Source organism: Desulfovibrio desulfuricans (assembly GCF_004801255.1).
Classification (GTDB): domain Bacteria; phylum Desulfobacterota; class Desulfovibrionia; order Desulfovibrionales; family Desulfovibrionaceae; genus Desulfovibrio; species Desulfovibrio desulfuricans_C.
Window position 1 is genome coordinate 2,628,803 of sequence record NZ_CP036295.1, and the last position, 24,492, is coordinate 2,653,294.

Sequence of the window (24,492 nt, forward strand, 5' to 3'; positions counted from 1 at the left end):
GCACCCAGCAAGCGCCCGCAGGCATGTGCGGCGACCGACGCCCCCCCCAACGGCGAGCACCTGCTGGCAATGCCTCTTGCCTAGCCTGCGGCCGGAGCGTTGAACGCCTCCATTACGTCGCGCACCGCATGCAGATACGCAAAGCCATGCCGCTTATCCGGCTCCAGATGGCAACCCTCGCCCCATTCATTCCAGGCGTTGATAAAAACATACTGCATGCTGTCCGGCAGGTGTTCCTGGGTATGCGCCGCCATGGCGCGGAGCATGGAGGTGAAAACCTCTACCGACTCGCCCACAAAGGACAATCCGTGACTGCCCCGACGGGGGGTGTTGTCCCAACCGGGGAATGCGCAACGCAGCCGGGTGTAGTCGGGCGTCTGCTTCAGCAGCATGTCGCGCACCGTGCCCGCATAGTCGAACCGCCGGGGATTTTCCCCGGCGGGTGAAAGCATGTTTTTTTCGCTCAGGTTGGGCGCAAACTCCACCATGACGTCAAAACCCAGATTGGCGGGGGGCTGCCCCACGTAGCACTCCACACCAGCCAGGCAAAGCTCTGTGCGCCTCATGGCCCAGGCTTCTTCGCGCCATACCTCGCTGTAGAGCTGCATCATGGGGTTGCGCTCGGGCGCAAAAACAAGCAGCAGGGGTTTGCCGTCTATTCTGATATAGCGCGGATTGTCAAAATACTGCACGAGATCCGTGACGAGTTGTTTTGCCTTTTCCCGCGAGTACTGCTGCGCGATAAAAGGCTCCCGCCGTGTGGGCCGGGTGTTGTCGTACCAGCTGTCGTGCGCCCAGCAAAGGCAAAATTCGTTGCGTATCAGACGGCTTTTGTTGATGAGATGCAGCGGCGCATCCAGAAGTGTGCGGCCAGCCATGTTATAGTAATAGTAACAGAAAGCCGGTACATTGTTGTCCCAGGCAATATGGTGCTGTTTTGTCAAAATCTTTTCATCTGTAAGATCGTAGTAGCCGAGTATTTCGTGAGGAACATGGGGCTGTAAATGCCCATTGTACAATGGAACGGCCTTGCGGACGTTGCACCACTCAGTAAAATTTTTGCCATAAATGTCATTTTCGGGAATGACGTGAAACTGCGGCAGATAGAACGCGATAGCTTTCATCATAGTTAGCCGTTGCCGTCCATTGGGAGTATCAAAAACCATCAGGTTTGCCCGCAAAAATGAACCAGAGGCGCAGCACTCAAACGATTGTGAAACAGCTGTGCAATTCAGCAAAACACGAAGTAGCCCAAAAGTCACTACTCTTGCAGCGGCATTGAGCATTCCATTTTTTCCATGATGCGGCGTTGCCGCAGCACGGCTAAGCATGCATTGCAACAAACAGGCATTGCGTCATGAACCCAACGCAACAACAGGCCTGAGCAACAGCGCGACGCGTACAACGCAGAAAAACCACGCAGCACGGCGGCTGCAAAGGCACTAGGCATCGCTGCCAACGGCACTGTCTGCCACAAAACAGTCCCTTCCGGCCTTTTTGGCCGCGTACATTGTTTTGTCCGTTCTGCTGATCCAGTCGCCGAGCGACTCTTGCGGCAGTTTTTCGGTAACGCCGATGCTGAGCGTCATTATCAGCAGGTTGGGCATGGGCTCGCTCTTGACGGCCATGCTGATTTTTTTTGCCATGACGCATGCCGCAGAAAGGTTTACGCCGGGCAGCAGCACGACAAACTCCTCCCCGCCGTATCTGGCGAGCACATCCCCCGTTTTCAGGCATTGCTCAACGGCACTGGCCGTTCTTTTCAGCACCTCGTCGCCCACGGCGTGCCCATGCCTGTCGTTGACCAGCTTGAAAAAATCCAGGTCAAAAAAAAGCATGGCCACCGGCTCGCGCGACAGGTCCGTCTGTTCAATTATCTTCGCGCCATGGGCAAACAGATACGACCGGTTAAAAGCCCGCGTCAGGTGATCGTGCGTGCTGAGAAAGTATATGTCCTGCTCCCTGCGCTTGCGCTCGTCAATATTGCGGCTGACGCCCACAATCTCCACATGTCCTTGGGAATTGAGCAGGTACCTGGCATTGTATTCAACCCAAAAGCCCCGGCCATCGGGATCTATGAACTGCGCCTCGTGTTGCGCCACAATCGTCATGTCGGGGTTTTGCCGCAACCGCGCGGCGGAATTGTGGATGCGCGCCGACAATGCATCCAGAAATTCAGGCGTGACCACATCCTGCAGGGTCAACCCCTGCAGCCCGTTGTCAATATTTATGTTGTGCATGCACGAGCCGGGGTTGGCGTAGACAAATACTTTTTTATCCACGTTGTAGACCCAAATGGCGTCTGCGGTATTTTCCGTAATAAACCTTAATTTCTTTTCGCTTTCAGCCAAAATAACATTGAGCTCGCACAGCTCTGTGTTCTTTTTGTCTATCTCTGCGGCTCTTCTGGCATTCTGGCTCAACAGCTCGTGTATCTTCAGGTTGCCTTCAATCAGCATCCGCATTTTTTCAACGAGAGTTATGGTCTCTTGCGAAAACGTATTTTCGCGGGAGTCAAGCAGACATATGGTGCCAAAAATTTCACCGTCAGCCCGCCGGAGGGGAAACCCAAGGTAGGCCAGCATGCCTGACTCCAGATCTGGGTTCGAGTTCCAGCGCTCGGACTTCAGGGCGTTGGGCACAAGCAGCATCTGCCGCGACGTAATCACCTCTTCGCAGTAAAGACCTGACCCCAACAAATTGTGCTCCTCGCCGGGACAGTACGGGTTTCCTTGCGTAGCGCTGGAAACCAGCACGGAGAGGTCGTCTCCGCGAAGCTCCATAATCAGCCCCACGGGAACTTTTGCAACAAACGCTATCAGGTCAACAATTTGCTGCCATTCGGTCAAAAGATCGTGAGGAGTTTTTTTGTCCATACCATTTCCTCCGGCGCTTTTTTGGGGGGGCTAAGCCGTATTGTGCTGCACAGCAAAGCAGCGCCTGGCCGGGGATCAGCAGTCAGGATGTTGTTGAAATGATGCTGCCTATATCGCGCAGCAGGGGGTCTTCTTCACTTGGCATGGCGTCATCAGCGGCCTTCTTCAGTATATTTGCCTGCTCCACCATATATTTTGCTTCGTCTGTATATGACGTTGCCAGTGAATTATTGCCGCTGTAGATGATATTTGCTGAAGTTATATTTGTGGAAAGACTGCTGATAAGAGCGTCAAGATCAAGCGATGAACTGCTCAGATCAACGCTGTTTAAATAGCTGAGATACGACATGTCATTCAACGTAAACTTTGAACCATAGTATCCGAGCTGTATATTTAACGTTGATGAATTGCCATCACTGCTGACTGTAAGGCGGCTGTCGTTGGCCCAGCCACTTTTGTCCACAAGCGAAATGTTGTTGTATTTTGCGGTGGATATGGTTGCGGATATCTCTTGAGCAAGCGATTTGAATTCTGCGCTGTTGACGCTGCCCTGGGTCGGGTCCGCCTTTACCTCCTGGGCGAGGGTCAGCATGCTGGTCAGATTGTCGCGTATCGAGGAGGCGGAATTGGCAATAAGGGTTGCGATATTTGCCGCTTCGGTGGCGTTTTTTGAGCCCTGCTGCAGCATGGACGAATCGCTTCGTATGCGGCCCGTCAATGCCTCGGCCATCATCTCGCTGCCTGACTTGTAGCGGGCGACGGGCGCAGGCTGCGGCAGGTTGTCCAGCAGCAGGTTCAGGCTGCCGCTTTTTAAAAAGGAATAGGCCATGAGCTGATCGTAGAAGTCCATCCAACACCCCTCCCCGTAGATGAATCCGCATCTAATCAGCCTATCGGCCATTTTTAAAATAAGCTTACCTGCCTGCGTTGTGGGCTACTTCCTCATCGCTGCCACCGCCCCCAATACTCCGGGAGTTAGCAGGAACGGCTACGGTGCAGAGGGCTGCGAATGGGATAGGATTTTCCCCTGCACCTAAAGCTGGCGCCAAAACAACCGTTGAATAATGAATAGATAATATGCTATTGTAAATTCAAATATATTCACGATTATATCAACTTTAATTATTTTTTAATCTTTTTACTTTTTGGTTCGACTTAACTATCCAGAAACTCGAAGCAAAAAAAACAGGCATTACATTATCACCCATGATACAAAGCCCTTGACGTTTGCGACCCATACCTTGAAACCGGTGAGGTATTTGCATGAGCATCAAGTTCAAAGTTCTGCTCCTCTCCATTATCGGCCCCACGCTGCTGGCAATCACCATTTTTTTCAATGCGGTGCAAAACATCTGGACGTCTGAGGAGCAAGCAGTCATCCATTCCGCAAAAGGGATTGTCAGCATGGCTGAGTCAGCCCGCAACGAAATGGCCATGAAGTTTGACGGAGTGATCAGGCCCTTTGGGGAAATACCTCGCGACAAACTTATTGATGCTGTACCCATCATCACCGCCATAAAAATGGCACGGCAAAATGCGGAAAAACTTGGATATAAATTCCGTGTGCCCAAGTTTTCGCCACGCAATCCAGCAAATGAACCCAATGCTTTGGAAAGAACAGCTCTGGAACAGATAGCGTCCAAGGGTTTGCCAGAGCTTATTGTCCGCCAAAAGGATGCAATACACTATTTTAAACCCATAGTTCTTACTGCTGAATGCATGTTTTGCCACGGCGACCCCAAGGGAACCACTGACCCCATTGGTGGAACAAAGGAAGGCTGGAAAGCCGGGGAAATACACGGTGCTTTCGAAATTATTTATTCACTGGATGAAGCAGTTGCCAAAACTAAAGCGGCAGCAGTTTCCGTTGGCATAGCAACCGCTGCCATTCTAGTTTTTATTATTTGCGCTGTCTGGCTTATTATGCGCAACAGTCTGGTCGCCCCGCTGGTACGGCTGCAACAATTCGCACGACAGGTTTCAGAAGGCGAGCTCAACACACAGCCCCGCGGCACATTCAAGGCCGAGTTGCAGGCGCTTGAACAGGCTTTGACCGCCATGGTCGTGCGGCTTAAAGAAAAAATCTCTTTCTCGGAACAAAAAACAGCAGAGGCCAAGGCAGCAGAGGCTCGGGCGCAGCAACACGCCGACGAAGCTGCGGAAGCTCGTGACGATGCGCTTAAATCACGGGCGCAGGGAATGACCGAAGCGGCAAACATGCTTGAAGGTGTGATCAGTTCAGTTACCTCGGCGTCGCAGGAAATATCGGCACAGGTTGAGCAGTCCAGTAATTTTGCGGCAAGCCAGGCCAGCAGCATGAACGCTGTGGCCGCAGCCATGGAAGAAATGAACTCCTCTATTTCTGCGGTTTCAGATAACGCGGCCCAGGCCTCCGCCTCTTCTGAGATTATCAAGGTAAACGCCAACAAGGAGCTCAAAGAAGTTAATGTCATGGTGGATGCCATCAAATCAGTGCAAACCATGGCTGATGCGCTTAAATCCGGCATGAGCGAATTGGGGCACCAGGCTGAAGATATTGGAAAAATTATGAATGTCATCAACGATATTGCCGACCAGACAAACCTGTTGGCGCTTAATGCCGCTATCGAAGCCGCCAGAGCTGGCGATGCTGGACGAGGCTTTGCCGTTGTTGCCGACGAGGTGCGCAAACTGGCCGAAAAAACCATGCTGGCGGTTACAGAGGTTGGAAACGCCATCCAATCTGTACAGCAAGGCACAAAAAATAATGTCGACAGCGTAGATATGGCTGTTGATGCCATTTCAAAGGTCAACAGCATGGCCGAGGGTACAGGAGAGGCAATCAGCCAGATCACCTTGCATGTCAATGAAATGGCTGAACAGATTCAGGCAATCGCCCGTTCGGTGGATGAACAGACGCGGGCGTCGGCAGACATCACAAAGTCCATTTCCATGGCTGATCAAGACTCTTCTGAAACGTCGGCTGCGCTGCAAGAGATATCCACGGCGCTAATAGATCTTTCACAGCAAAGCCAAATACTTACGTCTCTCATTGTCAAGTTGCAAGATGGAGCCAAACATATTACTGCGCAGTTTAACGAGATATAATGATGTTGGCCTAACATCCCCCGAAGAGTCTGCCATTGAAACATTAGCGCTCCTATGTAAGGAATATTAACGTTTCAATGGCATACTCTTCGGGGGGAGGGGCAATATGGGCAGCCTATAAATAAAAAGACCGCCCATTTCTGAGCGGCCTTTCGAATGAACGCCTTATGAAGATATCGTGGCAGAAATATTCCATTTAAGGTGCTGGCCAAAATCGAACTCTTTTCTTTATTCATTAGGATGGCGGCACGAGCTTGACAAGCAAACTCAATTTTAAGAAACGCCTAAATACAAACCTAAAAAGCAAACTTGTCGTGGACGAAAGAATTCGTTAGTCTATTTCAATGCTAATAAATCCTAGACTAACAGATTTTTACGGCATCCAGTGTGCACAGGAACAAATAGACTTTGCTATCCCTTTCTTTAATGAGGATATCCCGCTCTATTTGGATCCTTTTTTGCTCTGGAAGTCTCCGTCTATGCAAGACAATGCTCTCCATGCCTCGCTAATGACTTTTTTTAATGACCTCGGTGCTAAATTCTTGTCAGGTCAAAAGAACGATGCCATAAATAGTCTTATTATTGCTTCTGAGTGCCATGAAGTAAAAATGGGGACTTCCCTCAGCGGTAAAGGTAGACGGATGTCCGTAAAGCTTGCTGAAATGATTCTTGGAACATTTCAGATTGCAGAGCGTGCAGGAATACATGGTTTTCGGCACTTAGAAGAGATTCAGCTACTTATAAATGGTATTTCGAAAGACAGAATTAGTGACATAGCATGTTCATTCATTAAATCATATCTTATTGACTACACCATTGATCAATGTTTAGAGCTGGGTATTCCTGTTGAAAATACACATGTCGATAATATTTTTCATATGCAAAACCATAAACCTATTTCAGAACAAGTAGCATTACCGATTAATCCAGTGCACAAGGAGCCAATAATTTTAGTCCCAAAACGTTATTTGCGCTTTGTTCCTTGGATTAATTTTGATGAGTATTATGCTAAAAGTTGTCCGCAAGATGCGGCGTCCAGCCGCCGCAGGAACTGTCAAGAGGGGCTGTCTTAAATTTCAATCGGAACAATTACGATGTTATCCAAGAGTATATTACTTTAAAAGAACGTACAGCAGAAGACTGCAAAAACGATCCTCTCTTTTCTGCGATTCCAGTACTTTCGGCAAAACGACGATTAAAGCAGCTTCTCAATCTGCCAAGCGGAACACAAAATCTTTCACATCAAAAATATGAAAAGGCTATTGAGTCTTTATTCCCATCGTTGCTTTATCCCTATTTGGACTTTGCAGCAGCGCAAAGTCGAACTGATAGCGGGACAAGCATCCGTGATTTAATTTTTTACAACACCGCAACTCACCATTTTCTCAAGCAAATCAGCGAAGAATATCACTCACAGCAAATCGTTATGGAACTAAAAAATGTTCATGAGCTGTCTCGTGAACATGTCGATCAACTCAACCGTTATATGACCGAAGGGCTTGGGCGTTTTGGAATTCTTGTTACGCGGCATGAGCCGAAAAAGGCAATTCGACAGCGCATTATTGACCTATGGTCTGGACAAAGAAAATGCATTATAGTCCTTTCTGATAGCGATATTGAACAAATGGTGGATGTCTTTGAAACTAAACAGCGCGAACCAATAGACGTTCTTGTCAAAAAATACGTTGAATTTCAACGTTGTTGCCCATGTTAATACCATGAAAAAAAATGATATCATTATATGCGAAAAATCTAGGAAGCAACTTCAAGCTCTATATACTGAGCTTCACCCATATGCGCTAAAAAAACCGCATGACACTGTAACGAAGTTTAAATTAAATGTTGTTAATAGCCTTCTGGGAACTATTGATAATTTGATCGGGCAAGAAAATCTTCCCATTGCTGGTTTCACCCTTTTTGATGAAGACAGCATGCCTAATATTAGCGACATCTCCCTAGTGCTTAATCAATACATTCAGGCTCTTGAGATTTTCAGATCTAGAAATATAGAGCTTGATGATGAAGATGAAAATATATGGATCTACAAAATAGATGATGCCGATAACGATGAAGATTATTTGATCATACAAACCGATCCCCCAACATCATTCAGGTAGTGTCATGAATAAGACAAACACTCAGTTTACACAAAGAACGGCTTTATACGAATCCGTCAAGGATATATTTGATTCTGTTTTTTCCGAACTACAAGGCATGGCCAAGAAAAAACCGGATGGGACTCTTAGTAAAACTAAAATCATCCACTTAAATAGGATTTTGACAGATATAAAGCTTATTTTCGACGGATATCCTGAAGCAAAATATTTGGACTTGCTTGATGATGACGAGTTGCCCCAGTTTAGTGATGCTTTGTTAATTTTGGCTCAATACAATGGGGCATTAAAAAGTTTCCATAATAAACACTGGAAGTTTAATGGAATTGATTGGGATTGGATGAAGAATTGATTCATGGCGTACTTATATTGCGAGACCAGAAAAAAAACGCACTTCTAAGCAGGAATTAGCAAAGAGCTTAGCAAGTGCCCTTAAGTTGAGCTAGTTTCGACTTGCTCTGGCGGTCGCTTCATTTTGATGCTCACGTCCCTACCGCCACGATTGATGGGAGTTCTGCCATTCCCACACCAACCCACGCGCCAAACGATCCCATGTCCGCAAGTATTTGTATCGCTGATGCAACTCTTTAACTTGTGGCCATGTGGCGCAATAATTTTCATTATATATTGAATTGTTACATGAATTTTCCCAGAAATTCTGCCACACGCCACATTTGGCGACCCCATTCAACGCAGAAAAGGGATAGCCGGGTTTTCACCTAACTATCCCTTTCGGTTATTTGGTCGGAGCGAAAGGATTCGAACCTTCGACTTCCTGCTCCCAAAGCAGGTGCGCTACCAGGCTGCGCCACGCTCCGAAAAAAAACCCGCGCCGTTGCGGCGCGGGAAAATTGTGGGGCGAAAGATGGGACTTGAACCCACGGCCACCTGGGCCACAACCAGGTGCTCTACCAACTGAGCTACTTCCGCCACGGGAAATTTCATATACGCAGGATATTTTCCTTTGGCAAGCGTTTTTTCTAAAAACCTCCATCTGGATTTTATCTAGAAAAGCAACTACACTCTTTTTCGGTTGTCCGGAGCTGGGGCGCAGACCCGCCAAAGCACCGCGGCAATCCCTCATTTTACAAGCCTTCCGCGCCTAAAGGCGACATATCCGACGCAGACGGCATTTCAGAAGTAAACTTTTTTCGGGGACACTCATGGACAAACTGGTCATCGAAGGCGGCGTTCCGCTCACTGGCGGCATTGATGTCAGCGGCTCAAAAAATGCGGCCCTGCCCATTCTTTTTGCCTGCATCCTGCTGTCAGAGCCTGTCACCATCACCAATGTGCCCAATCTGCGCGATATACACACCACCATCAAGCTCCTGAACATGTTGGGCTGCACCTGCGAATTCGCCGATCATCGGGTGCAGGTGCGGCCCGGCAATTTATTGCCCGAGGCTCCCTATGACCTCGTGCGCACCATGCGCGCCTCTGTTCTGTGCCTGGGCCCGTTGCTGGCCCGCATCGGTCAGGCCCGCGTGGCTCTGCCCGGCGGTTGCGCCATCGGCGCGCGCCCGGTGGATCAACACCTGAAAGGCCTCGAGCTGATGGGGGCGAGCTTCCAGCTTGAAGAGGGGTACATTATGGGGCGCTGCCGCCAGCTCAAAGGCGCGCATATTTCTTTTGACATGCCCACCGTGGGCGGCACGGAAAACCTGCTCATGGCCGCAGCGCTGGCAGAAGGCGAAACCATACTTGAAAACGCCGCCCGCGAGCCGGAAGTGGTCGACCTCGCCAACTTTTTGCGAGCCTGCGGCGCCCACATTGAAGGACACGGCACGTCCGTTATCCGCATACAGGGCGTCACCTCGCTGCACGACGGCGAATACGCCGTCATGTCTGACCGCATCGAGGCGGGCACGTTTCTTGTGGCGGCGGGCATCACAGGCGGCGAGCTGATGCTGCGCAACTGCCCTTTCAAAGACCTGGAGGCCGTCATCCTCAAGCTGCGCAGCATGGGCATGGAGATCAGCAGTACGCCCGAAGGCGTGCTGGCGCGCTGCGCGGGCCCCCTGCGCGGCACGGACGTAAAAACCCAGCCTTACCCCGGTTTTCCCACCGACATGCAGGCCCAGCTTATGGCCCTCATGTGCATGGCCGAGGGAGCCAGCGTGGTGGAAGAAAGTATTTTTGAAAACCGCTTTATGCATGTTCTTGAACTCATGCGCATGGGCGCGCAGATCAAGGTTTCGGGCCACACCGCCATGGTGCGCGGCGTGCAGAAGCTTACGGGCGCGCCCGTCATGGCCTCTGACCTGCGCGCCAGCGCCTCGCTGGTTCTGGCCGGTCTTGCGGCCAAGGGCGTTACCGAGGTACGGCGCATCTACCACCTTGACCGCGGCTATGAGAGCATTGAGCATAAACTGAACGCTGTTGGCGCGCGCATCCGCCGCGAGCAGGAATAACGCCTGGGGCGCTCCTTTTTTTTGGGGGGTTCCCTGCCTGATGAATGAAGTTTTGCCCGCTACGCGGGCCTCAGGAGGATTCCATGAAACGACTGGCGCTTTTTATGCTGCTGCTTTGCGTCACACTGCTCAACGGCTGCGCATATTCCGGCTACGGCATCTACGACGATCAGCGTCTGATGGGAACCATGTCGGACGACAAAGAACTCTCCGCCAAAATAAAAACCGCCCTGCTGGACGAGAGCTTTTCCGGCGGGTGGTCGGTGGCTGTTTACAGCTTCTACGGACATGTATTCTTGGTAGGCGAAGTGCCCGAACACATGCAGGGCAAGGCTGTGACCATAGCCAACCGCTACAAGCCGCGCTCGGTCACTACGCACTGGTTCACCCCTGCCGCCAGCGACACCAGCAATTTTGTGCTGGCCACCAAGCTGCGCAAGGACCTCATCAGCACCAAGGGCCTTTCGTCCACACGCATAGAGACAGAGGTAAACTCCGGGCGCGTGGTTTTGCTGGGCGTGGTGAAGGATGAATCGGAAAAGCAGATCGCCATTCAGGCGGCTCGCGGCGTGGCCGGTGTAACCGGCGTTACAAGCTATCTTATGCTGCCCCAGAAGGCGGGCCAGCTTGACAACATGCGTCCGGAGCACGCCGCTGGCGTCAGCCCCATGGACGGAAGCACCGAACCCGCAGGCGGCAGCACCCCTGTCTCCGGCGGCGCGGGCAGTTCAAGCCCGGCCAGCCCAGCTGGCGGCGTAGAGTCGCGCGATCTGCCCTAGGCGTATTGCACGCAAAAAAGCGACCGGCCAATATTGCCCCATAGCTGGCAGTACTTACGGTAAGGTCCAGCAGCACAGCTTGCGCATGGAAAGAAATTTTGCCGCCGCATCACGCTGTGCGCTGGACCTTACCTTGTTAATCTGCAACGCATTTTGCGTAACCAGATCAACAACGTCCCCGTCCAGCTGGCGGGCAGCCGCCATGGACGACATGCACTCCAGCACGCTTGAAAGCTCCATGCCAGGCCGGTACGGACGGTTTTCCGTCATTGCCGTAAAAACGTCGGCAACCGCCATGACACGCATGGGCAACGATAGCTTCTCCGCCCCCAGTCCGTAGGGGTACCCCCCGCCGTCCAGCCTTTCGTGGTGCATGCCGCCCCAGTCGCACACGCAGCGAAAGCCCGGTATTGTCCTGAGCAGATCCACGCCTATCTTTGCATGTTCTTTTATTTCTTGCCGTTCCAGATTCGAGAGCGGCCCCGCCTTTTCAAGTATATCCACGGACACGGCCAGTTTGCCGATGTCATGCAGCAGCCCCGCCATATAAATTGTCAGGCCGTCTTCATCCGAGGCCAGCCCCGTCTGCATGAGAATTGCCTGGGCTGTACGGGCGACGCCGTGCGAATGCGTTGCCGTAAACGGGCTTTTGGAGTCAATAATTTGCGAAAACAGGTCGCACAAAGTCAGCAGGTTTTCTATGGAAAGAATTCCGTTGCCAGCCGTGTTGACAAGATAGGCTTCCATGGCGCTGTGTGACGGATACCGGTCGGTCAGATCACTGCGCAGGGAGATTTGGGCCAGAGCCTTGAGGCCAGCGGGGGAAAAACTGCCAGCAGTTTCTTCCGCTGCTGCTGCCGCTGCCCATTCGGCAAATGGCAATTCTGGTTGCTCCTGCGCCTGAGCGTCAATAAAATCTGCAAGATAAATGCAATTTGCAGCCAGAGCGTTGTCGTCTATGGCACCCATGGCCCGCCACGGGGTTTTGCGCAGCAGCACCATATTGCAAACAGCTTCGGGCAGTTTTGCCGTTCTGCAAAACGCCCATCCTGCAATGCAATAATCTTCTTTTTCAAAAACTATATTTGTCAATCCGTTCTTTTTAGGAATAGTGCCTATCTCGTGCAACATTGTTGCTACAAGCAGATATCTTCGTTCCTGCGGCTCCATCCCACAAAAATTTGCCAACAGCTGCGTCAGATAGGCTACACGTACATTGTGGCCTCTCAAATCATGGTACGCAAGACCCAGGGCCCGTGAAAACCCCGAAAGCAAATCGTAAAGAAAAACTGACTCCATATGTACCACACCTAGTCCTGCAGGATTCGTTACCCTTTCCTTTTTTTCACATCCATTGTTCCTGCACTAAGGGTTATTATCAAACTGCTCTGGTTTTACACTTCGCCAGCAGAGGGCATCCTACGGCAATGCGCCCGCAGCCCCGCGCCGAAAGCATTGCGGGTGGGCATTGATGGGCACCCAGCGGAACACTGACGCAACAGGCCCTTGCCGCGACAGACTACTGCCGGGCGCAGACTGTCGTGCAGAACAGCGCTCTCCCGCGCCAGCTCTTCGCCCGGCTAGCCGTTGCGCATCTCAGCAATAAGGGTTGCAAGCTTGCCAGCCTGAACCGCAAGATCGCTCACTGCCTTGGCGGCCTCGGCCATGGCCTCGGCGGTCTGGCGCGACATGTCGTTTACCTCGATAATTGTATGATTAATTTCTTCGCTGGCGGCAGACTGCTCTTCACTGGCGGTGGCGATGGCATTGGCCTGATCCGCTGTAACCTCGGCCGTGACCACAATTTCGCTCAGAGCCTGACCCGACAGACTGGCGCTCTCCGTGGCGGTGTTGACCTGCTCAACGGCGTTATCCATGGATACGCGGCTCTTGGAGGTACTTTCCTGAATAGCTCTGATCACGCGCCCCACATCAATGGTTGAGGCCATGGTCTTTTCGGCCAGTTTGCGCACCTCGTCGGCAACAACGGCAAAGCCTCGTCCTGCCTCGCCAGCGCGCGCGGCTTCAATGGCGGCGTTAAGCGCCAGCAGGTTGGTTTGATCGGCAATGTCCGAGATAACGGTCATGATCTGCGAGACATCCTGCGCGTGGCTGTCGAGCTGCGCCATGTCGTCCTTGAGCTCCATTGAAAGCTGATGCACCAGCTGGATGCTCTGCAGCGAGCTGCCCACGATAGTGGCCCCATGCTCGGCTTTTGCCTTGGTTTCCGCAGAGGCAGAGGAGGCCGCGCCGGCATTTTTAGCAACTTCCTGCACGGTAGCGTTCATTTCGTTCATGGCTGTGGCAGCCTCGCCCAGGCGTTGCGCGGTTTGCAAAGCGCCCCTGTCGGCCTGCTCTATCTGAGCCGAGAGCTGCGTCGAGGCCGAGCTGACCGCATGGGCGACCTCCTCCAGCTGGGCGGCCGCCGTCAACATGGCCGACGTTTTTGCCTGAGCATTGTTTTCCGCTTTTTCGGCATTGCGCATGGCTTCGGTGGCCTTGACGGCCTGATCATGGGCCTTGACGGATTCGGCCTGAGCTTTTTCCATATTAGCTTTCAACGCTTCCACCATCGAGACTATGGAACCGTAGACGCCAGCCCGGCTGCTGCCGTCGGCGATGTCGTAATCGCCGTCCACAACCCGGCGGGCAATGGTGTTCAGCACGCCAGGGTCTTTGCCCAGCTGGCGCATCACGCTGCGCGTCAGCACGTACGTAATCACCACGCTGATAACAATCGCGACCAGGCTGAGGATAAGGCCGGTATTTTTGGCCATGGCTCCAAGCGTTATGGCCTCTTGCATGTTCTCCTTGCTGCTCGCGGCCGTCAGATTGACGAGCTCTTCATACACAGGCGCAAGCTTGCGAAACTGCGGACTATAGTTGGCATCAAACAGCGCTGTGGCCTCGTCAAATTTTCCCTCCGCGACAAGCTTTGTCGCATTTTTTCTCACTGTGCCCATACTTGCAGAAATTTCATCAATCTGGCGTAAAAGATTTTTTGCCTTGACTGCAGTATCTCTATCAAACAGTTCAGTATATTTTAAATACTTACGTTGACCGTCAGCTATCTCTTGCAGTGATTCTTTAATACGTGAGCCATACGTTTCAGCAGCCGACTCATTGCGTTTAAGCAACATGGTTGTCAAATTTGTCCTGACTTCCCAAAAATTCAAATGCATAGTTCCAACAGCTATAACAGCTGGAATATATGCTTTATCAACATCATCAATACTTTCATTCATCCGGGAAGTGCTGAACATTGAAGCTGCAGAAATAGCCACAATAACAATTATCATGCCAGCAAAAGACATGATAAGCTTTGTTGATAAACGCATCTTTTGTCTCCGCCATACGTGAATGTTATTTGTCGTCAATCAAAACATGCTAACTTTTCCGCAAAAGCAATCTTTGAGTATTTGCAGATGCCAATCAGATTGTTGGCGTGCACATCTCAATTCAGCAGCTCCAAAATCCCGCAGACAGTACGTATTGTGCGTACAATTTACGCGCGTTCAATAGTTGCTATACTATCCGGCGACATTCATCTGCCATTACTCTATTTTAGTAGGTTACCAGCAAGGATGGGTAAAATATTATTTTTGCATACTGCATGCACTCAGCAAATACTTGAATTTATATTGATTTATTGACAAAAATAAGTTATGCTACCATACAAAAACCATTATGCAATAATATATTGGCACAGTGAAAAAAATCTTTAAAGTCAAAACAAACACCGAGCAATACCATTTCAAATTAAATGATTACTGTGTCTAAAGATTCCACCAACAGAACAAATTTGCCCTTGATGCATTAGGTACGGCCATGGAAATTAAGCATCTTAAAACGTTAATGATGGTTGCATCGACAAGGAGCATCTCAAAGGCATCCAACCAACTGCACCTCTCCCAACCATCGGTAACAAGAATTATACAAGAAATAGAAAGCATTGTTGGCGTACCGCTATTTTCAAGAACAAAAAACGGTATGGTTCTTACAGGAGCTGGAAAAAATTTTTATACGCAAGCAACGCGCATTGTTTCAACACTTCACGATGTTGTTGCAGAGTTAAAAGCTCCATATGAAAGCAATATAATAAATATTGGTTTTTGCCCGAGCGTTCTCATATTCGATTTCATTGAACAACTACGATACAGCAATTACCGCATGGATTATATCAGGTTTCATGAGCTTTCCGAAAAGCGTCAATTCCTTGCACTGGCAAACAAGTACATTGATATTTCGATAGCGAGGAGCCTAAACACTGGCAGCAAGATGGGGTTGGAGCAGATTATTCTGAACAAGGCAGAGCTGTTTGCCGTCATCCCTGCATCTCACAGGCTCTCAGGCAAAAAGATGATCAGCCTGGATGAACTTAAAAACGATCCCTTTGTCGCACTGTCCGAAAAATCATTTCCTGCATACAGCAACAATATAGTAAAGCTCTGCAAAAAATCCGGATTTACACCCAACATCACTTTTCAGGCAAATGGATATATAGCGGCGCTCGCGACAATTTCCGCTGGAGCTTGCGTGGGTATTTTTCCAAGAAACATCGTCAATTCAATTGTCCCTGGATACGTATACGTACCTATCCACAGCAATAAAGATTTCTTTGATATATCGTGCTATATACGAAAAAATGAAACCAGGGTTGAAATTCTTGACCTTGTTGCAAAAGTACAGGAACAGTTTCGTAGCAGATAGTTCTATGTATCGGGCGGTTATGGTCGCTGCAAAAAGCTTTTCCACCAGTTTCCGCGCACAGAGGCCCATGACATGGGCAAAAAAACAGCCCCGCCGGGGCCTCTGAAAAGGCGCTCCCGGCAGGGCAATAGACACGACAAAAAAAATGCAACGAGAGGGCTACCGCTCCCTGGGCCAGCTGTGTGCCCGCAGTTTTTCACCCAGTCGCAGCAGTACAGGGTTCGCCTGCTCTTCAAAGTTTTGCCAGCCGCTCTCGGCATAGGCCAACAGCGCGGCCACCGTATCCAGCGCTTCCTCAACACTGTCCACCCAAGCGCTCGCCGCGCCGTGCAGCATGAGCCCCGGCCCCTCCAGCGGCCCGCGAATGCCCAGCACGGGCACTCCGGCCCCGACGGCCAGCCCCACCTCAACACCCGCGTCCTGCCCGGAAGCGCCGTAATAGATGACCAGATCGGCGGTCAGGCAGGCGTGGCGACAAAAGGCGTACACCTCGCCGCCGTCGCGGTCGGTATCCATCCAGATACGTCGTTCCGCCGGGGTCAACCCCGGAGGGGGAACGGCCTTGTCCGTCCAGTCCAGCATCCGGCAGCCCATGCTCCGCAGCTCGCGCCCCAACAGTCGCACGCCGTGCTTGTGTTTGAAAGACCCTGCAACATAGATGGTCAACGCAGCCATGCAACATCCTTTACAGCAATGAAATGAACCCGGATTGCGATTAAAATTCTATGCCTGGCGCAGCCTTTACGCCCGTGCGCCAAGGGTGCTTGATTTCCGTCATGGAGGTCACAAGGTCGGCCGACTCCACCAGCCAGTGGGGAGCATTGCGGCCGGAGAGAACCAGATGACGGTTGCTGGCGCGGGCAAGCGCCATAATCTGTTCCAGCTCCTGCTGCTCGAGAATGCCCGCGCTGAGCGCATACAGGGTTTCATCCAGCACCAGCATGTCCACCTGTTCAAGCTGTACCTGCGCCCATGCAACCACGCTCAGGGCGGCCTCGCGGTGCGCGGGGCGGTCCGCATCGTTGCGCAAAAAGCCAAGCCCCCCCGCAAAAAACCGCCCGTCCAGCAGTTTGGCAAGCATGGCCTGCTCGCCCGCCTGCCCATCACGCTTCATAAACTGCCCAAAGGCCACGCTCAGGCCCTGCCCCATGGCGCGTACGGCCTGCCCCACGCAGGCGCTGGTTTTTCCCTTGCCGTCGCCCGTGTACACAAGAATCATTATTTCCAGACTCCCGGAATCTGCTCGCCGCACGAGGGGCATTTGCCGCCCACGCCGTGCAGCCGCGTTGCGTAGGCATCCCGCTCAATAACCACAGCTCCGCACGAGGGGCAAAAGGTGTTGCTGCCCAGGGCGCTGCGGGCGTTGCCGATATATACGTGCTGCAACCCGGCCTGCCGCCCGATGTTGCGGCTCGCCTCAAGTGTAGCCAGCGGCGTGTCGGGATGGTTTGCCATGAGATGCGCGCCGTGAAAACCAGAGACATGCCAGGGGGTTTCCGGCCCCAGTTCGTCCCGAATAAATGCCGCCAGATCCGCCAGCTCGGCGGGACTGTCGTTGACGCCCGGTATAACCAGGGTTGTGACCTCAAGCCACCAGCCAAGTTTTTTTATGGCCTTGAGGTTTTCAAGCACAGGCTGCAGGTGGGCTCCGCAATATTTGCGGTAAAAGTCCTCGCTGAAGGATTTTAAATCCACATTGGCGGCGCAGATGCACCGGCCCAGCGCAGAAAGGCAGTCCTTGGACATGTAACCGTTGGTGACAAGCACGCTGCGTATGCCCTTTTTGGCCGCAATGCCCGCTGTTTCGTACAGCAGCTCAAAAAAAACCGTCGGCTCGTTGTAGGTAAAGGCCATGCTCTGGGCATGATTGGTGAGGGCCAGCGCCAGCAGATCCTCGGGCGCAGCGCGCTTGCCGGGCACTATGCCGTTTTCCGGCACATGCGCTATGCTGTTGTTCTGGCAGAATTTGCACGAAAAATTGCACCCCGCGCTGCCCACGGAAAAAATCTGGCTGCCGGGCAAAAAATGGTACAGGGGCTTTTTTTCCACAGGGTCCATGCCCACAGCAGTGACAACCCTGCTGACCAGCGAAACAAGCTCGCCCCGCAGGTTGACGCGTACACCGCAAATGCCCTTGGCCCCCTTGCGCAACCGGCAACGGTGGGCGCACAGGCGGCACGCAACTGATCCATCAGGCTGAGAATCCCATAGCGCGGCAAGCATGCTAGCGTCTCTCCCTTCCATCGCGGCTTCTGTCCGCATCGCGCTGGTCATAGGGTGCATTGCCCTGAGGGCCAGGGCGGGTATCGTACCTGTCGCCGCTGCGCCGCCCGTACCCGTCGTCGTAGCCTCGCTCCTCATGCCGCCTGTCGTCATGGCGATGCCGGTGCTTGTCGGCAGGCATGCCGGGTTGCCAGGTGACAGAGGGCGAAACGTAGGGCTGGCCGGGACGCGGCATGGGGCCGTAGGGGCTGGGGCCCCAGGGCCTGCCGTTGGGGTAGATTTGCGGGGCCACAAAAATGGTTCCGTAGTCCGGCTGGTCCTGCTGGCTGGGCGGCACCACAGAGGTGACGATGTCGCCGGTCAGCGGATCGCGGTACTGGCTGACGCTGCCCCTGTCGTCAAAATTGTTTCCCTGCAGCTGCCCAGTGCCGTAGACGACATCGCCTCCCTGCCCCTGAGCGTCAAAAGCGGCGGCTGGCGGATAAGGGCCTGGCGCATAGCCCGGAGGCGGCGCATAGCCGGGGACATAGCCAGCTGGCGGCAATGGCGGCGGTGCAAAACCAGCCGCGGGATTTACCGGGGCGCTGGCGGCCGGATTGGCGACCGGATTTGCGGCCGGATTGGCGACCGGATTGTCGGCAGGGTTGGCAGCCGGGGCTGCGGACGGGAAACTTGCGGGGTCAGATGCGGGCGGCAGCGCTCCCAGTGCGGAATAGGGCATCATGGTTCCGGACGGGGAGGACGCGGGCCATGGCGTTGGCTGGCCGGGCGCGGTTTGCCCGGGCGCATATTGGCCCAACCCGTTTTGTCCCGAGGCGTTTTGGCCGGGGGCGGATTGTCCGGGCTGGCCTTGCCCCGTGGGTTGCCCCGCCGTCTGCGGTTGGGGCGAGCTGGTCCGGGCCTGTCCAGACACCCCGGCGGCAGGCCCTGCGGCTCCTGCCGCGCCCGATTGCGCGGGCTGGCCAGGCGAGACAGGCCCCAGCTTTGCGCTGGTGACAGGCGCGCGGTATTCCGCCGCGTTTTCTGGCGCGTTTTCTGCCGCGCTGGGCGCGGCGGGAGAAACGAACGTCAGTACGGCGCAGAAAAAGCTCAGACAGATGTATCCACGCATGGCTACGCTCCTTACCCCTCCGGCTTTATCCTAGCAGCGGCGGCACAGCCGGTCTATGAAAAAACACGCGGGGACGGCCTTAAAAAGTCGCTTGGGGTTTGGCCGAACCTGTGTTATGTAGCGCAGATTCAAAGGAGGCAACGGATGTCCAGCGACCGCGCAAAAGCCTACACCCAGGCAGGCGTTGATATTGAGGCGGGAAACTCACTGGTTTCTCGCATCAAAGGCATGGTTCAGAGCACGCAGACCAGAGGCGTCATTTCCGATATTGGCGGCTTCGGCGGCCTGTTCCGGCCTGACCTCAACGGCATGACCGAGCCTGTGCTGGTTTCTTCCACCGATGGTGTGGGAACCAAGCTCAAAGTGGCTTTTGCCTGCAACAAGCATGATACCGTGGGCATCGACCTTGTGGCCATGAGTGTCAACGACATTTTGGTCCAGGGCGCCACCCCCCTGTTTTTTCTCGACTATTTTGCAACCGGCAAGCTTGATGTCGACACGGCCCAGACCGTCATCGGCGGCGTGGCCGAGGGCTGCCGTCAGGCCGCATGCGCCCTGCTCGGCGGCGAAACCGCTGAAATGCCCGACATGTACGCGCCGGGCGAATACGATCTGGCCGGTTTTTGCGTAGGCATTGTGGACAATGCCAAGCTTATCGACGGCTCGGGCATTCAGGTGGGCGACAAGATCATCGGCATCGCCTCGTCGGGCCTGCATTCCAACGGTTATTCGCTGGCCCGCAAGGTACTTGACCAGAGCGGCCTGGCCTTTACCGACCCCTTCCCCGGCGGGGACGGAGCAACCGTGGGCGACGTGCTGCTGACCCCCACCACCATTTACGTGGAAGCCGTGCGTCCCCTGCTGCGCGACATGAACGTAAAAGGCATGGCCCACATCACGGGCGGCGGTTTTTACGACAATATCCCCCGTGTACTGCCCTCGCAGGTGGAGGCGCGCATCAATTTTGGCAGCTGGCAAATGCCCCAGGTCTTCAACTGGCTCAAAGAAACGGGCGACCTCAGCTGGCCGGAAATTTTGCAGATATTCAACGGCGGCATCGGCTTTGTGCTGGTGGTGCCTGCCGATCAGGCCGAGGAAGCGATCAACCGCATCCAGGCCTTCAAGCTGCGGGCCTGGTGCATAGGCGACATAGCCCGCCGCGCCAAGGATGACGCGCAGGAACAGGTCATCATCAACTTCTAGCCAAACACGGGCCGCACGGAACAACCGCGCGGCCCTTTCCATCAGGAGCACCTTATGAACAGCACAATCAGCTGCCTTGGCAACGTCATCTGGTTTTTATGCGGCGGCATTGTCATGGGGCTTGTGTGGTGGCTCTACGGGCTGCTCTGCTTTATTTCCATAGTGGGCATACCCTGGGGCAAAGCCTGCTTTGTCATGGGCAGCTTTGCCTTTTTTCCTTTTGGCAAAATGCCCGTGGCGCGTGACGTGCTCACAGGCTTTCAGGATGTGGGCACCGGCCCCTGGGGCACGGTAGGCAACATAATATGGCTTGTGCTGGCTGGCGTATGGATTGCCATGGGGCATCTGATTTCCGCCGCCATGTGCGCGGTCACCATTATTGGCATTCCCTTTGCATGGCAGCATGTAAAGCTTGCGGCTCTGGCACTTTGCCCCATTGGCAAAACCATTGTGCCTGCCCCGCTTGCCGATGCCGCTGAGCGTGCCGCCGCTGAGCGCGGATTTCGCGAGGGGCGCTTTTAGGTTGCCGCTAAGGGCCCTTGCGCAGCCGATTGCCCAAGCTGGGCTGTAGTTGAGGCTGGCAGCCGCCGAGCAGGCATTTGTGTACTGGCATAGCCGCGCCGCCATTGTCCATGTCGGGCCGCGTCAGGGGCCGCGTCAGGGGACACGTTGACCGCATGCGCCAGTCCGGCATACGGCTCACGCCTGTCTGTCGGTATTGTCCCCAAACAGCTCCGCCATCTGGCGGGCGTAAAACCGCTTCATATATTCCACATCAATCGCTGGCGAGTTTTTGCCGCGCAGCAGGTTGACCACCAGGGCGGCCCCCATCAGCTGCGCCAGTATCAGCTCGGCCCGCGCGGCCCGCTGCTCGCCCGGCAGTATGGCCATGATCTGCTCGCGTACGGCGTCGTAGGTTTGCGCCATCACATCGGACACATTGGGGTCCAGCGCAGAAAGCGCCGTGATGCGAAAATCCGTCACCCAGGCGCTCTGTGCGCCGTCGCTCAGTATGCTGTTCATGGCCAGGGTGGTCCTTTCCAGCGGCGGCGCGTCGGGCAGGGCCGCGTTGCCCTCCTCGTTGAGCAAGGCCGCCACCTCAAGAAAGAGATTGCGCTTTGAACCAAAATAGCGGCTGATCAAAGCCGGGTTTACCCCTGCCGCAGCGCCAATTTCCCGAATCCCCACGCTGACATAATTGGCTCCGGAAAAGAGCCGTCGCGCGGCCTGGAGCAAACGCATACGAGTTTCTGCAGCATTGCGCTTCTGTTGCGGCACTACGACTTTTTTTTGATCGGATATCATTACGACCTCTTGCAGTTATCGCGCCTTGACACGGCTGCAGTGTCGGCGCTAACATTTATTGTAATCAATCGATTATACATTTTTCAAAAAAAGTGCAAGCCCCGGCTGCACTGGAGGAATCATGCGCAAAAGGATACTGCCGCAGGTCGCGGCAATAGCCATTATACTTATTACGGCCTTTGCCGCGCAGGCAGAGGAAAACAAGGGCGACAGCAACAGGTGGGGATTCAACCTCGGCGTTGGCGCGACAGTTTCCACCAGTGAATACCGGGGCGTGGAGCGGTTGGGCACAGCGTTGCCCCTGCTGGGCTATGAAGGTGAATGGCTGTATCTGCGGGGGCTGAGCGGCGGCGTGCATCTGTTCAAAAACGAGAACCACGAGCTCAATGCGCAGCTTTCGTATTTGCCGCAGCACTTCAATGCATCGTGGAGCGAAAGCTCAGCCATCAAAAAACTGGATGACAGGTATTCCACAGCCATGGCCGGCATCAACTATCGTCTGCGCACCGACCTGGGAGTGCTGGCGGCGACACTTTCGACAGACGCTCTGGGCGTAAACAACGGCTTGATGGGCGAGGCCTCGTACTCGTACCCGATCCGCCTTGTCGACATGTCGATCATTCCGGCTCTGGGCGTGCAGTGGACCAATGCAAACTATAACGACTACTACTACGGCGTAAGCAAAAGCGAGGCGCAGGCCAGCGGTCTGAGCCACTATTCGCCAGAAGGATCAGTGGCCCCATACGGAGAGCTGACCATGCGCCTGGGGCTTACTGAACGCTGGAGTGTCTTTGTGAACGGCAAGGCGCTTTTTTTGGGCGACGAGGTGAGCAACAGCCCCATGGTTGAACACAGCAACAAGTATTCGCTGAGCGGGGGCTTTTTGTACGCATTTTAACTCTGTCGCAGTGGGTTGATCCCATGGGGACAACCCATGCGTTTTCAGGGCGATTGGCCGTTGCGGGCTTTTGCCGCAGCCTGCGATGGCCTACCGCTCGGAGGCGCACCCCCCCTGACACAAATGACTGGGGCCAAAAGGTACAAGCCTGCCCGCGGCAAAGGCGTTGAGACAGTCTGCCACGCTGGGCAGGTTGGCATTGTAGTACACGGCTATGCCTGCCTCCTGCAAAGCCCGCAGGGGGCGCATGCCCATGCCGCCCGCCAGCAGCGTGGTTACCCCAAACCGCAAAAGGGCCTGTACCGGCCCCGCGCAGTCGCCCCCCTGATGCATGGGGTTGGGCTGCACGCTGATTTCTGCAATCTTGCCGTCTTCCACCCTGGCGAGGGTATAGAGCTGACATCGGCCAAAGTGCCCGCAGGGCGCGGCATCCGGGCCGCCGGGCGTCAGACTGGGCACAGCCACAAGCATACCGCCCGGCGCGGCAGGCTCAGGCTCCGCGTCTGAGTCCAGAGCGCAAACCCCGCCCTCAATGCGCAGGGCCTGCCCCAGCACCAGGGCCTGGGCCACGCCCCGCCGCGCACGGCGCAAAAGCCTGCCAAAAGTATGCCGCGAAACTCCCATGCGGGCAGCGGCCTCATCCATGTTCAAATCTTCAAAATCGGCAAGTCGCAAGGCCTCCAGGCCATCCAGAGACAGCACCACTTCCTCAAGTTCGTGCAGAGGGATACCGGCGGGTTTAAAACAGCTGTTTTTCGGCAGGGCGCTGACACGCCTGCAATGACAAGGTCTTGGCATAATTTCCCAGCAATATGGTTTTATTTGAGAATAAGCCAATGAGGGGGCATGCGCAAGAGGCCAGCCGTGGGGCGTGCGCCTTGGGCACAGGCCGCATCGCGACCCACAGTGCCGATACGCCGCAGGGCCGACAGTCAACAGCAAACCACGGCTGGCGCGGCAAAATCGCCGCAGCAAATGACCGCTCAGGCTCCGACACGTATACGGACGTGTTGCTTACGCCTGAAGCTCCGCCAACAGATGGGCCAGACGCCGGGCGTCGTCAGCCGAGGGCTGTGAAGGCAAGGCGGCAAGTATGCCCAGGCCCTCCATGGCGTCGTGAAAGACATCTTCGGCCATATCCGTCACCACTGCCGTATGCACCAGTGCGTTGACGCGCATGATGCCGATGACCTCACGCCGCGCTTCTTCCTGCGAGGCCGCGTCAACCACAATCAACGCAGGCGTCTGCCGCTGCATGTCCGCCTGGCGCGCTGCGGCGTCTGGCGCAAGGGTAACGGCGCAGCCCTGCCGTTCAAGTTCTTCCACAAAGGCTGCAAATACGGCGGGACGCGCTGTCTGCAACAGTATGGAGCGCTTCATGGCAGCCTAATGCCCGCCGCCGCAGGTGTGCTCGGGCGTGAATTCTATCAGCTTGCCCTGGCAAAAGGCCTGTACGGCCGCGCCCACAGTGGGTTGATTGCCCGCAAAATACACGCTTATGCCCATCTGGTTAAAACCCATGAGCGGGCGCATGCCCATACCGCCCGCCAGCAGCGCAGTAACGCCGTGCGCTGCCAGATGCTGCACCGGGGCCATGCAGCCGCCCTGCTGGTGCGGGATAGATTCGAGGGTGGACTGGGCTACGACCTTGCCGTCTTCCAGCTCGACAATGGTGTAAATGTCGCAGTGACCAAAGTGCATGCCCATGCCGGAATCCATGCCGCCGGGCATCTGCGAGGGAATCGCCAGAATAGTCTTGCTCATGATTTCAT

24 protein-coding genes and 2 tRNA genes are annotated in these 24,492 nt (G+C 54.2%); 11 read left to right on the plus strand and 15 right to left on the minus strand.

The window, feature by feature from the left end; all coding sequences use genetic code 11:
- Window positions 1–80 precede the first annotated feature (80 nt).
- The 3 genes from DDIC_RS10985 to DDIC_RS10995 all read right to left on the minus strand — a co-directional run bounded on the left by DDIC_RS10985 (window position 81) and on the right by DDIC_RS10995 (window position 3,726).
- Window positions 81–1,127, minus strand: a complete 1,047-nt coding sequence (locus DDIC_RS10985; protein ID WP_168732540.1) for a glycosyltransferase WbsX family protein — start codon at window positions 1,125–1,127, stop codon at window positions 81–83.
- Window positions 1,128–1,442: 315 nt separating this feature from the next.
- Window positions 1,443–2,876: a sensor domain-containing diguanylate cyclase gene (locus tag DDIC_RS10990; RefSeq protein WP_136400479.1), complete on the minus strand. Its 1,434-nt coding sequence runs from the start codon at window positions 2,874–2,876 to the stop codon at window positions 1,443–1,445.
- Between the two features lie 82 nt (window positions 2,877–2,958).
- Window positions 2,959–3,726 carry a hypothetical protein gene (locus DDIC_RS10995; protein WP_136400480.1) on the minus strand — a complete coding sequence of 256 codons (768 nt, stop codon included), beginning with the start codon at window positions 3,724–3,726 and terminating at the stop codon, window positions 2,959–2,961.
- 413 nt (window positions 3,727–4,139) lie between these two features.
- On the opposite strand from DDIC_RS10995, the gene DDIC_RS11000 reads away from it, so the two are divergent.
- The 5 genes from DDIC_RS11000 (at window position 4,140) to DDIC_RS11015 (ending at window position 8,429) form a co-directional block, all read left to right on the plus strand.
- Entirely contained in the window at window positions 4,140–5,963 is a 1,824-nt protein-coding gene (locus DDIC_RS11000) for a methyl-accepting chemotaxis protein (RefSeq protein ID WP_136400481.1), read from the plus strand.
- A gap of 479 nt (window positions 5,964–6,442) precedes the next feature.
- Window positions 6,443–7,036, plus strand: coding sequence for a hypothetical protein (locus DDIC_RS13885; RefSeq protein WP_211088874.1), 594 nt, complete (start codon window positions 6,443–6,445; stop codon window positions 7,034–7,036).
- The gene (locus tag DDIC_RS13890; RefSeq protein ID WP_211088875.1) at window positions 6,979–7,677 is read left to right on the plus strand and encodes a hypothetical protein; all 699 of its coding nucleotides are present in this window, start codon (window positions 6,979–6,981) and stop codon (window positions 7,675–7,677) included. Before DDIC_RS13885 ends, DDIC_RS13890 begins: the two co-directional genes overlap by 58 nt.
- 4 nt (window positions 7,678–7,681) lie before the next feature.
- Window positions 7,682–8,080: a hypothetical protein gene (locus DDIC_RS11010; protein ID WP_136400482.1), complete on the plus strand. Its 399-nt coding sequence runs from the start codon at window positions 7,682–7,684 to the stop codon at window positions 8,078–8,080.
- Window positions 8,081–8,084: 4 nt separating this feature from the next.
- The gene (locus DDIC_RS11015) at window positions 8,085–8,429 is read left to right on the plus strand and encodes a hypothetical protein (protein ID WP_136400483.1); all 345 of its coding nucleotides are present in this window, start codon (window positions 8,085–8,087) and stop codon (window positions 8,427–8,429) included.
- A gap of 389 nt (window positions 8,430–8,818) precedes the next feature.
- Here the strand turns inward: DDIC_RS11015 and DDIC_RS11020 are convergent.
- Both DDIC_RS11020 and DDIC_RS11025 read right to left on the minus strand, forming a co-directional pair.
- A tRNA-Pro gene (locus tag DDIC_RS11020) sits at window positions 8,819–8,895 on the minus strand.
- A 36-nt stretch (window positions 8,896–8,931) separates the two neighbouring features.
- Window positions 8,932–9,007, minus strand: a tRNA-His gene (locus tag DDIC_RS11025).
- A 233-nt stretch (window positions 9,008–9,240) separates the two neighbouring features.
- Here DDIC_RS11025 and murA point away from each other — a divergent pair.
- Together murA and DDIC_RS11035 are read left to right on the plus strand one after the other, a co-directional pair.
- Window positions 9,241–10,491: a UDP-N-acetylglucosamine 1-carboxyvinyltransferase gene (murA, locus tag DDIC_RS11030; RefSeq protein WP_136400484.1), complete on the plus strand. Its 1,251-nt coding sequence runs from the start codon at window positions 9,241–9,243 to the stop codon at window positions 10,489–10,491.
- Window positions 10,492–10,574: 83 nt separating this feature from the next.
- The gene (locus tag DDIC_RS11035; RefSeq protein WP_136400485.1) at window positions 10,575–11,270 is read left to right on the plus strand and encodes a BON domain-containing protein; all 696 of its coding nucleotides are present in this window, start codon (window positions 10,575–10,577) and stop codon (window positions 11,268–11,270) included.
- A 54-nt stretch (window positions 11,271–11,324) separates the two neighbouring features.
- Here DDIC_RS11035 and DDIC_RS11040 read toward each other — a convergent pair whose 3' ends face one another.
- Both DDIC_RS11040 and DDIC_RS11045 read right to left on the minus strand, forming a co-directional pair.
- Window positions 11,325–12,239, minus strand: a complete 915-nt coding sequence (locus DDIC_RS11040; RefSeq protein WP_168732541.1) for an HD-GYP domain-containing protein — start codon at window positions 12,237–12,239, stop codon at window positions 11,325–11,327.
- Between the two features lie 611 nt (window positions 12,240–12,850).
- Window positions 12,851–14,608, minus strand: a complete 1,758-nt coding sequence (locus DDIC_RS11045) for a methyl-accepting chemotaxis protein (RefSeq protein ID WP_136400487.1) — start codon at window positions 14,606–14,608, stop codon at window positions 12,851–12,853.
- A gap of 490 nt (window positions 14,609–15,098) precedes the next feature.
- Here DDIC_RS11045 and DDIC_RS11050 point away from each other — a divergent pair, with 490 nt between their 5' ends.
- Window positions 15,099–15,980 carry a LysR family transcriptional regulator gene (locus tag DDIC_RS11050; RefSeq protein WP_136400488.1) on the plus strand — a complete coding sequence of 294 codons (882 nt, stop codon included), beginning with the start codon at window positions 15,099–15,101 and terminating at the stop codon, window positions 15,978–15,980.
- A 159-nt stretch (window positions 15,981–16,139) separates the two neighbouring features.
- Here DDIC_RS11050 and DDIC_RS11055 read toward each other — a convergent pair whose 3' ends face one another.
- From DDIC_RS11055 to DDIC_RS11070, 4 genes are read right to left on the minus strand one after another with little or no spacing between them, the layout of a single operon-like run.
- Complete coding sequence (locus DDIC_RS11055; protein ID WP_247647465.1) at window positions 16,140–16,655, minus strand: translation initiation factor 2; 516 nt, start codon at window positions 16,653–16,655, stop codon at window positions 16,140–16,142.
- Between the two features lie 40 nt (window positions 16,656–16,695).
- Window positions 16,696–17,199, minus strand: a complete 504-nt coding sequence (locus DDIC_RS11060) for a cob(I)yrinic acid a,c-diamide adenosyltransferase (protein ID WP_136400489.1) — start codon at window positions 17,197–17,199, stop codon at window positions 16,696–16,698.
- Complete coding sequence (amrS, locus tag DDIC_RS11065) at window positions 17,199–18,203, minus strand: AmmeMemoRadiSam system radical SAM enzyme (RefSeq protein ID WP_136400490.1); 1,005 nt, start codon at window positions 18,201–18,203, stop codon at window positions 17,199–17,201. The genes DDIC_RS11060 and amrS overlap by 1 nt, the downstream gene beginning before the upstream one ends.
- A gap of 1 nt (window position 18,204) precedes the next feature.
- Window positions 18,205–19,314, minus strand: coding sequence for a hypothetical protein (locus tag DDIC_RS11070; protein WP_136400491.1), 1,110 nt, complete (start codon window positions 19,312–19,314; stop codon window positions 18,205–18,207).
- 144 nt (window positions 19,315–19,458) lie between these two features.
- Here DDIC_RS11070 and purM point away from each other — a divergent pair, with 144 nt between their 5' ends.
- Together purM and DDIC_RS11080 are read left to right on the plus strand one after the other, a co-directional pair.
- A complete protein-coding gene (gene purM, locus DDIC_RS11075) occupies window positions 19,459–20,517 on the plus strand; it encodes a phosphoribosylformylglycinamidine cyclo-ligase (RefSeq protein WP_136400492.1) in 1,059 nt (352 codons plus the stop codon).
- A gap of 54 nt (window positions 20,518–20,571) precedes the next feature.
- Complete coding sequence (locus tag DDIC_RS11080) at window positions 20,572–21,039, plus strand: YccF domain-containing protein (protein ID WP_211088876.1); 468 nt, start codon at window positions 20,572–20,574, stop codon at window positions 21,037–21,039.
- A 177-nt stretch (window positions 21,040–21,216) separates the two neighbouring features.
- On the opposite strand, the gene DDIC_RS11085 is transcribed toward DDIC_RS11080, so the two are convergent.
- Complete coding sequence (locus tag DDIC_RS11085; RefSeq protein ID WP_168732542.1) at window positions 21,217–21,759, minus strand: TetR/AcrR family transcriptional regulator; 543 nt, start codon at window positions 21,757–21,759, stop codon at window positions 21,217–21,219.
- 184 nt (window positions 21,760–21,943) lie between these two features.
- Between DDIC_RS11085 and DDIC_RS11090 the strand changes: the two genes are divergently transcribed.
- A complete protein-coding gene (locus DDIC_RS11090) occupies window positions 21,944–22,720 on the plus strand; it encodes a MipA/OmpV family protein (protein ID WP_136400494.1) in 777 nt (258 codons plus the stop codon).
- Between the two features lie 90 nt (window positions 22,721–22,810).
- Here the strand turns inward: DDIC_RS11090 and DDIC_RS11095 are convergent, their stop codons facing one another.
- The 3 genes from DDIC_RS11095 to DDIC_RS11105 form a co-directional block, all read right to left on the minus strand.
- Complete coding sequence (locus DDIC_RS11095; protein ID WP_136400495.1) at window positions 22,811–23,518, minus strand: DUF134 domain-containing protein; 708 nt, start codon at window positions 23,516–23,518, stop codon at window positions 22,811–22,813.
- 216 nt (window positions 23,519–23,734) lie between these two features.
- A complete protein-coding gene (locus DDIC_RS11100; protein WP_136400496.1) occupies window positions 23,735–24,100 on the minus strand; it encodes a response regulator receiver protein in 366 nt (121 codons plus the stop codon).
- A 6-nt stretch (window positions 24,101–24,106) separates the two neighbouring features.
- Window positions 24,107–24,484 (minus strand): NifB/NifX family molybdenum-iron cluster-binding protein, encoded by a 378-nt coding sequence (locus tag DDIC_RS11105; RefSeq protein WP_136400497.1) that lies wholly within the window; start codon window positions 24,482–24,484, stop codon window positions 24,107–24,109.
- Window positions 24,485–24,492 lie beyond the last annotated feature (8 nt).

Excerpts from the sequence above, each read along its gene's own strand:
- DDIC_RS11055 (WP_247647465.1), bottom strand. The coding sequence starts at position 16,655 with ATGGCTGCGTTGACCATCTATGTTGCAGGGTCTTTCAAACACAAGCAC.
- DDIC_RS11090 (WP_136400494.1), top strand. The coding sequence starts at position 21,944 with ATGCGCAAAAGGATACTGCCGCAGGTCGCGGCAATAGCCATTATACTT.
- DDIC_RS11045 (WP_136400487.1), bottom strand. The coding sequence starts at position 14,608 with ATGCGTTTATCAACAAAGCTTATCATGTCTTTTGCTGGCATGATAATT.
- DDIC_RS10995 (WP_136400480.1), bottom strand. The coding sequence starts at position 3,726 with ATGGACTTCTACGATCAGCTCATGGCCTATTCCTTTTTAAAAAGCGGC.
- amrS (WP_136400490.1), bottom strand. The coding sequence starts at position 18,203 with ATGCTTGCCGCGCTATGGGATTCTCAGCCTGATGGATCAGTTGCGTGC.
- DDIC_RS11060 (WP_136400489.1), bottom strand. The coding sequence starts at position 17,199 with ATGATTCTTGTGTACACGGGCGACGGCAAGGGAAAAACCAGCGCCTGC.
- DDIC_RS11080 (WP_211088876.1), top strand. The coding sequence starts at position 20,572 with ATGAACAGCACAATCAGCTGCCTTGGCAACGTCATCTGGTTTTTATGC.
- DDIC_RS11070 (WP_136400491.1), bottom strand. The coding sequence starts at position 19,314 with ATGCGTGGATACATCTGTCTGAGCTTTTTCTGCGCCGTACTGACGTTC.
- DDIC_RS10990 (WP_136400479.1), bottom strand. The coding sequence starts at position 2,876 with ATGGACAAAAAAACTCCTCACGATCTTTTGACCGAATGGCAGCAAATT.
- murA (WP_136400484.1), top strand. The coding sequence starts at position 9,241 with ATGGACAAACTGGTCATCGAAGGCGGCGTTCCGCTCACTGGCGGCATT.
- DDIC_RS11085 (WP_168732542.1), bottom strand. The coding sequence starts at position 21,759 with ATGCGTTTGCTCCAGGCCGCGCGACGGCTCTTTTCCGGAGCCAATTAT.
- DDIC_RS11000 (WP_136400481.1), top strand. The coding sequence starts at position 4,140 with ATGAGCATCAAGTTCAAAGTTCTGCTCCTCTCCATTATCGGCCCCACG.
- DDIC_RS11035 (WP_136400485.1), top strand. The coding sequence starts at position 10,575 with ATGAAACGACTGGCGCTTTTTATGCTGCTGCTTTGCGTCACACTGCTC.
- DDIC_RS11105 (WP_136400497.1), bottom strand. The coding sequence starts at position 24,484 with ATGAGCAAGACTATTCTGGCGATTCCCTCGCAGATGCCCGGCGGCATG.
- DDIC_RS11015 (WP_136400483.1), top strand. The coding sequence starts at position 8,085 with ATGAATAAGACAAACACTCAGTTTACACAAAGAACGGCTTTATACGAA.
- DDIC_RS10985 (WP_168732540.1), bottom strand. The coding sequence starts at position 1,127 with ATGATGAAAGCTATCGCGTTCTATCTGCCGCAGTTTCACGTCATTCCC.
- DDIC_RS13885 (WP_211088874.1), top strand. The coding sequence starts at position 6,443 with ATGCAAGACAATGCTCTCCATGCCTCGCTAATGACTTTTTTTAATGAC.
- purM (WP_136400492.1), top strand. The coding sequence starts at position 19,459 with ATGTCCAGCGACCGCGCAAAAGCCTACACCCAGGCAGGCGTTGATATT.
- DDIC_RS11040 (WP_168732541.1), bottom strand. The coding sequence starts at position 12,239 with ATGGGTGCCATAGACGACAACGCTCTGGCTGCAAATTGCATTTATCTT.
- DDIC_RS11095 (WP_136400495.1), bottom strand. The coding sequence starts at position 23,518 with ATGCCAAGACCTTGTCATTGCAGGCGTGTCAGCGCCCTGCCGAAAAAC.
- DDIC_RS11100 (WP_136400496.1), bottom strand. The coding sequence starts at position 24,100 with ATGAAGCGCTCCATACTGTTGCAGACAGCGCGTCCCGCCGTATTTGCA.
- DDIC_RS11010 (WP_136400482.1), top strand. The coding sequence starts at position 7,682 with ATGAAAAAAAATGATATCATTATATGCGAAAAATCTAGGAAGCAACTT.
- DDIC_RS11050 (WP_136400488.1), top strand. The coding sequence starts at position 15,099 with ATGGAAATTAAGCATCTTAAAACGTTAATGATGGTTGCATCGACAAGG.